General features: G+C 62.7%; 7 protein-coding genes and 2 tRNA genes. 8 read left to right on the forward strand and 1 reads right to left on the reverse strand.

What is annotated here, in order from left to right; all coding sequences use genetic code 11:
- Entirely contained in the window at nt 1–1,047 is a 1,047-nt protein-coding gene (locus K728_RS0105420; RefSeq protein WP_024476093.1) for a hypothetical protein, read from the reverse strand.
- 224 nt (nt 1,048–1,271) lie between these two features.
- On the opposite strand from K728_RS0105420, the gene K728_RS20870 reads away from it, so the two are divergent.
- The 8 genes from K728_RS20870 to K728_RS0105465 form a co-directional block, all read left to right on the forward strand.
- Nucleotides 1,272–1,421 carry a hypothetical protein gene (locus tag K728_RS20870; protein ID WP_156911194.1) on the forward strand — a complete coding sequence of 50 codons (150 nt, stop codon included), beginning with the start codon at nt 1,272–1,274 and terminating at the stop codon, nt 1,419–1,421.
- Nucleotides 1,422–1,597: 176 nt separating this feature from the next.
- Nucleotides 1,598–2,371, forward strand: a complete 774-nt coding sequence (locus K728_RS0105435) for a fumarylacetoacetate hydrolase family protein (protein ID WP_024476094.1) — start codon at nt 1,598–1,600, stop codon at nt 2,369–2,371.
- Nucleotides 2,372–2,397: 26 nt separating this feature from the next.
- Nucleotides 2,398–2,670: a hypothetical protein gene (locus tag K728_RS0105440; protein WP_019483028.1), complete on the forward strand. Its 273-nt coding sequence runs from the start codon at nt 2,398–2,400 to the stop codon at nt 2,668–2,670.
- 47 nt (nt 2,671–2,717) lie between these two features.
- Entirely contained in the window at nt 2,718–4,226 is a 1,509-nt protein-coding gene (gene gltX, locus K728_RS0105445) for a glutamate--tRNA ligase (protein WP_024476095.1), read from the forward strand.
- Between the two features lie 2 nt (nt 4,227–4,228).
- Entirely contained in the window at nt 4,229–4,948 is a 720-nt protein-coding gene (locus tag K728_RS0105450) for an HAD family hydrolase (RefSeq protein ID WP_019483026.1), read from the forward strand.
- A gap of 70 nt (nt 4,949–5,018) precedes the next feature.
- Nucleotides 5,019–5,090 (forward strand) — tRNA-Gln (locus K728_RS0105455).
- A gap of 87 nt (nt 5,091–5,177) precedes the next feature.
- Nucleotides 5,178–5,250, forward strand: a tRNA-Glu gene (locus K728_RS0105460).
- An 84-nt stretch (nt 5,251–5,334) separates the two neighbouring features.
- Nucleotides 5,335–6,116: dynamin family protein (locus K728_RS0105465; RefSeq protein WP_024476096.1), on the forward strand; the 782-nt coding region annotated here is incomplete at its 3' end.

Consider the following 6,116-nt stretch of genomic DNA (forward strand, 5'->3'; position numbering starts at 1 on the left):
CTATGTAGTGGTTGATTCGGGCTGCATGAGGGATTCGATCAATTCTGCGACGTGCGCCGCCCGATCGTGGGCTCCGGACTGGATGAAGTTCGCCTTGGCGGCGTCGAGGTAGTTCATTGCCTCAATGTCGTCGCCGCGCCCGGCCAGCGCACGTCCGAGCAACAAATTTGCTTCACCGGCAGTCTGCGAAGCCAGGATGGTGCTGTCGGCACAGATCGGTTTGAGGCGCTTGACTGCTGCGTTGAGCTGGCCCGTAAGTACCAGCCAGTGAGCCCGGGTCAGGGACAGCTCCAGCTGGTCACGGTCGTTACCGCCCACAATTGAGCTGGCGGTCTCAGCGCGTTCGATGCACTCGAGAGTTTCAGCGTCAACAACGCCGGCGGCAAGCCGCTTCGCTGCTGAGGCGCGGTTAAACCGGGCCCACAAATCGAGGTCATTGTTGGGTGACAGATGAGCGGCTGCGAGCCGGTGATACTTTGCACCGTCCGCTACCTCCTGTCGGAGGAAAGCGACATTCCCGATCACCCAGTACGCTTTTCCGGAGATCTGGCTGGAGGTATCGGTAGTGATCAGTGCAGCCAGGACTAGGCACTCATTCCATGCTTCGCCTACCTGATCGCTTTCTGCCAGAGTCGCAATTAGGGCACGCAGAGCGTTTATCAAAAGTTCGCGAGGAGCGTTATCTCTTGCCGCCAGATCGACAGCGTTCCGGGCCGCGTCGACAGCGGATGGAAGCTGGCCGATGCCCTGAAGTCCGATGCCAAGCAATGTGAGAACCCGCGCTGCGAGAGCAGGGGACTGGTCTGTCAGCGGGTGTGCGCGAAGTAGTTCGGCAACTTTGACGGATTCCTCGACGGCGCCTTCCTCTCGAAAGCACTCGGCTTGGAAGAAGGCCATGTTCCACCATGCGACTTGGTTGTCGTCCTGGAGGGCCAGATCGACGGCTTGACCGGCGATAACGCGTGCTTTCTCGTAATCGCGTTGGCTCCACGCTTCTCTGGCCCGCAGCTCATACAGCAGCTGGTCGCCGGGCTGATTGGTCGCCATGGGTGGTAGCCCCTTCGTGCGGTTTTAGTGGACCTCTGGGTCGTGCATTGTGGTTCCCAATGAAAAAAGGAGTCCACGAGCTTAGTTTAGGGGATACCCGGCAGATACTCAGTCTAGAAGTTCATCTTTCAAAACGCTTGGTTTCCTGTACTTCGTTCGTATACTAATAAAACTGCGTGAGGTCCGGTGCCTCGCGCTTTCTCGCATAAGCAAAGGACTCTCGTATGAAAAGACTATTTGCCTCACTCCTGGTTGTAGCCGTGTTCACGATCGGCGGTGTCTCCACAGCGACTGCTGCCGATGCTGCTATCGGGTTCAAGAGCAGCATCACCAAAATCGGCGATTGGCCGAATATTGGAGACTGGCCTAACTAAGGTGCAGCCTCGTAGTCGCAGTTCGAACTGAGCTGCATTTGCCTGATGACCGTGAACTTGCCCACTGGGGACAGGTTCACGGTCATTTGCTTGTCCGGGGCAATTCACTCTGGAATTACTACCCGCTGAGCGCCTGATTCCTGCACAGGCGCTCAGGTCACGGTAACGTGGGATTCATGCGTATAGCCCGATTTGTCGTTGACAGTGACCCAGCATTCGGAGTGGTTGAGGGAGAGGAAGGCCAGGAAGAGATCGCAGTCATGGCTGGCGACCCCTTCTACTCAGGTGTACAACTCACCGGCGTCCGCCACCAGTTGGCCGATGTCCGTCTGCTCGCCCCGGTAATCCCGCGCAGCAAGATCGTGGGGATCGGCCGCAACTACGCGGAGCATGCCAAGGAACTCGGCAACGAGGTTCCGCCAGCACCACTGATGTTCTTCAAGCCCAACACCTCAGTCATCGGCCCCGGCGATCCAATTGCGCTGCCGGCCTTCTCCGACGAAATCTCCTTCGAATCCGAGCTTGCCGTCGTGATCGGGCGGATCTGCAAGGACGTGCCGCTGGATCGGGTGGACGAAGTGGTCTTCGGGTACACCTGCGCCAACGACCTCACCGCCAGAGACGCCCAGAAAACCGACAACCAGTGGGCGCGCGCCAAGGGTTTCGACACCTCCTGCCCCGTTGGGCCCTGGATCGAAACAGCACTGGACACCGAGAATCTGCGGGTCAGCGGCCGGCTCGACGGTGAACTCAAGCAGGACGGCTCAACCAGCCAGATGATCTGGGGGGTACGGGAACTGGTGTCTTACGTATCCCAGGCCTTCACGCTTCTGCCAGGTGACCTGATCCTGACCGGGACACCAGCCGGCGTCGGGCTCATTAGCGAAGGCCAGACCTACGAAGTCGAGATCGAGGGTATCGGGCGGTTGTCCAACCCGGCGCGTCGCTGACCATGAGGCGGGTGCCGCGGGGTCCGGTGGAAAAGGGGAGCCCGAGCGCCGAGCGCCGCCGGCTGGGGCGCTACCTTGCCATCGCGGCCTGTGCATTGCCGCTGGTGTTGGCCCGTGCGGCCTCCATCGGTGGTGCGCCCCAGATGTGGATCTCCGCTCTCGCAGCGCTGGGGTTCGGTGCAGCCGCCGTCCTGCCCATTCGCTATTTCCGGCCAAAGACACCGCTTCGGGTTCAGCTCGGAGTCGGCGCCCTTGTTGCGGTGCTCATCTTCGGCGCCTGGTGGTTCGTCGCGGGCTAGCTCTTCGCTCGGGGTCGGGCCCCTCGCCCCGTAGACTTGGACCCATCATGATTAATGCTGCTGAGATCCCCCTTGTCACCGATCAGACCCCTGTGCGTGTGCGGTTTTGCCCGTCACCCACTGGAACCCCGCACGTCGGACTGATCCGCACCGCCCTGTTCAACTGGGCGTACGCCCGTCACACCGGGGGCACGATGGTGTTCCGGATCGAGGACACTGACGCGGCCCGCGACAGCGAGGAAAGTTACACCCAGTTGCTGGATGCCCTGAAGTGGCTCGGCATTGACTGGGACGAGGGTGTCGAGGTGGGTGGACCCCACGCCCCTTACCGGCAGTCGCAGCGCAGCGATCTCTACCAGGACGTCATCGCCAAGCTGCGGGCAGCCGGCCACCTCTACGAGTCCTTTTCCACGCCCGAAGAGGTTGAGGAACGCCACCGGGCAGCGGGTCGGGACGTGAAGCTGGGCTACGACAACTACGACCGCACCCTCACCGAGGACCAGCAGGAGGCCTTCAGGAGTGAGGGCCGTGGTGCTGTGTTGCGGCTGCGGATGCCCGACGACGACATCACCTTCACCGACCTGGTGCGCGGTGAAATCACCTTCCGTGCCGGGAGCATCCCCGACTTCGCAGTGGTCCGCGCCAACGGTGCTCCCCTCTACACCCTGGTCAACCCGGTGGACGACGCATTGATGGGCATCACCCATGTGCTCAGGGGCGAGGATCTCCTCTCATCAACTCCTCGCCAGATTGCCCTGTATCGGGCGCTGATCGACATTGGCGTCGCCAGTTACATGCCGCTGTTTGGGCACCTGCCCTATGTCATGGGTCAGGGCAACAAGAAACTTTCCAAGCGCGATCCGGAATCAAACCTGTTCCTGCATCGTGAACGCGGCTTCATCCCCGAAGGCCTGCTCAATTACCTTTCACTCCTGGGCTGGAGCCTGTCGGCTGATGAGGACATCTTCACTGTTGACACCCTGGTGGAGAAGTTTGATGTCCACGACGTGCTGGCGAACCCAGCCCGTTTCGACCTCAAGAAAGCCGAGGCGATCAACGGCACCCACGTGCGCCTGCTCGAGGCCGAAGACTTCCGCCAGCGGATCATTCCCTACCTTCAGGGTGCGGGCTTCCTCGGCGAGACCCTGAGCGATCGCGAACGCCAGATCCTGATCGAGGCTGCTCCTCTGATCCAGGAGCGCATCACTCTCCTTGGCGAAGCCCCGGACATGCTGGGTTTCCTCTTCGCCGCCGACGCCGGCATCGAGATTGCCGACGACGCCCGCAAGGGTCTGCCAGCAAACCTCGGGGAAGTCCTCGACGCAGCGCAGGCCGCGCTGCAGCCGCTCGACGACTGGACCACCGAGACCATTCAGGATGCGCTCCGTCAGGCCCTGGTCGAAGAACTGGGCATGAAGCCACGCCTGGCCTTCGGCCCGGTCCGGACAGCCGTCTCCGGCAAGCGGATCTCGCCGCCGCTCTTTGAATCGATGGTCATTCTCGGCAAGGAATCCTCGCTGGCCCGGATCGCCGCCTTCCGAAGCGTGGCCGGCTGATCATGGAGCACCTCCCGGACATCGCCGGGGTGTTGTTCGATATCGACGACACCCTGGTGGATCTGGAAACCGCGATGGGAAGGACCCTCCACCATGTGGGGGCGGACACCCTCGCGCATCTCAGCGACGCGGACTGGACCGAGTACAAGCGGTTGTACGCCCACGACCCGCTGGGCTCCTATGACCGGTTCCTCGCGGGGGAGTTGACCTTCACCGAGCAGCGGCTGGATCGGGTCCGGCATGCGCAGGCTGCCTTCGTCGAGGAACCACTCGAGGGTGAGGCTGCCCGCCACTGGAACACCGCGTATGAGGCGACGCTGCCCCTGCACTTCGCACCGTACGACGACGTCGTCCCCCTCCTGGACGCGTTGGAGAGCCGACGCATCCCCTACGGGGCGGTCAGCAACAATGTGCACGATTACCAGCGCGCCAAGCTCAACCGGTCGGGGTTGTCCCGGTTCGAGGTCCTCGTCGGGATCGACACGGTTGGCGTGGCAAAACCGGATCCGGCGATCTACCTGGAAGGTGCACGGCAGCTGGGCACCCTGCCGGAGCGCACCCTCTATGTGGGAGACAACAGGGTGGTCGACGCCGAGGGCGCCGACGCTGCGGGGTTGATCGGGGTGTGGCTGGACCGGCGTGACGCCGGGACCGGGGACTTCACAGGTCGCCGGATCACCTCACTGGCGGGCGTTTTGCAGTTACTGCCGCACATCCGGTAAAGTGATCTCTCGGCGCAGAGCGGTTTCCGCGGCCCGGATGCTCCGTCAGGAGCGCTCCGGTATGTGCCATTGGGGTATGGTGTAATTGGCAACACACTGGTTTCTGGTACCAACATTCTAGGTTCGAGTCCTGGTACCCCAGCGTTAGATCCGGACAATTTGGCCGGATCTATCAGATGTGAAACAATCATCTAGCTCGTTTGGCGCAGGCCAGACAGCACACAGTACTGGCCCCATCGTATAGCGGCCTAGTACGCTGCCCTCTCACGGCGGTAACGCGGGTTCGAATCCCGCTGGGGTCACAGATACCCCCGGAATCCTATGGATTCCGGGGGTTTTTCTTTGCCCTACCGCAGGCACCCTGAGCCGTACGGCAGAATGGGGTGGTGACTGACACCCTTCCTGCCGCCGATGCCCAGCCGCTTCTGGCGACGCTACGCCAGACAGGGGAGGCGCTGCGTGGGTTGTCCTTTCCTCTGGCGGTGCATGGCGCGGACAGCGCCCAGCTCAACGCGTCGGCAACCGCGGCCCAGCTCGAGGACTATGTACTTCCGAGGTTACTCAGCCTTGACGCCCCGCTGCTGGCCGTCGTCGGCGGATCCACCGGAGCCGGAAAGTCCACCCTGGTCAACGCCATCGTGGGACATCCAGTCACCCGCTCCGGGGCCATCCGACCCACCACCCGGCAACCAGTCCTGCTGCATCACCCGGCCGATGGTCACTGGTTCTCGGACCAACGGGTCCTGCCCACACTGAGCCGGGTACGCGCCGTCGAACCCGGGACCGAACAGCCCGCCGATACCCTGGCCGCTGGTGCAGGGGCCTTACTGCTCCGGCCCGACCCGATGATTCCGTTGGGCCTCGCGCTGCTGGACGCCCCGGACCTCGACTCGATCGCCGACGAGAACCGGCGGCTTTCCGGCCAGCTCCTCGCAGCGGCTGATCTGTGGGTCTTCGTCACCACCGCGAACCGTTACGCCGATGCTGTGCCGTGGAAACTGCTGGCCGATGCTGCGGCACGCGACATCCTCCTCGCCGTAGTCCTGGACCGGGTCCCCGCCGGGGTGGAGGAGGAAGTCCGCAGCGACCTGCACACGTTGCTGGCGAACGCCGATCTCGGCCACGCGCCTATCTTCATCATCCCGGAGCTGCCGCTCGACCCGGCGGG

This window comes from Arthrobacter sp. CAL618 (assembly GCF_000468215.1).
Taxonomy (GTDB): domain Bacteria; phylum Actinomycetota; class Actinomycetes; order Actinomycetales; family Micrococcaceae; genus Arthrobacter_D.